Raw genomic sequence first — 735 nt, 5'->3', positions numbered from 1 at the left:
ACCGTACCGCATGTTCACTTCTCGCGCGGAATACCGCCTATTGCTTCGAGAAGACAACGCCGACCTTCGTTTGACAGAAAAAGCTCGTGAACTTGGCTTGATTGATGATGTTCGTTGGGCGCGTTTCAACGAAAAAATCGAGAACATGGAAACCGAGCGTCAGCGTCTGAAGTCTACTTGGGTAAACCCAAACTCGGCGGGCATTGATGAACTGAACAAACTGCTGAAAACGCCAATGGCGCGTGAAGCAAGTGGTGAGGATCTTTTGCGTCGTCCAGAGATCTCATACTCACAATTGACTCAACTTGATGCCTTTGCTCCTGCTCTTGAAGATCAACAAGCGGCAGAACAAGTAGAAATTCAGGTGAAATACGACGGTTACATCAAGCGTCAGCAAGAAGAGATCGAAAAATCGCTTCGCCACGAACACACAAAACTGCCTGCGGATTTGGATTACAAAGACGTAAAAGGTTTGTCGAACGAAGTGGTTGCGAAACTGAGCGAAGCCAAACCGGAAAGTATTGGCATTGCTTCGCGTATTTCCGGCATTACGCCTGCTGCGATTTCAATTCTTCTTGTGCATCTGAAGAAGCACGGCTTGCTGAAAAAAGGCGAGGAAGAGTAATGAGTGCACTACGAACCAAGCTTGATTCACTGATTGCACAGACCGATTTAGACGTTTCAGAAAAACAACGAGAGCAGTTAGTCGGTTACGTTGAGCTGCTCGATAAGTGG

At 47.2% G+C, this 735-nt stretch carries 2 pseudogenes; both read left to right on the top strand.

The annotated features are described in order from the left end of the window. Nucleotides 1–625 (top strand): annotated as a pseudogene (gidA, locus tag R7190_RS27205) (tRNA uridine-5-carboxymethylaminomethyl(34) synthesis enzyme MnmG); the annotation flags it as partial. After that, nucleotides 625–735: pseudogene (locus R7190_RS27200) on the top strand (16S rRNA (guanine(527)-N(7))-methyltransferase RsmG); the annotation flags it as partial. The pseudogenes gidA and R7190_RS27200, both read left to right, overlap by 1 nt.

Source organism: Vibrio sp. 1078-1, assembly GCF_033340475.1.
The sequence above is the reverse complement of the archived record's forward strand: the minus strand, read 5'-3'. Positions and strand labels throughout refer to the sequence as shown.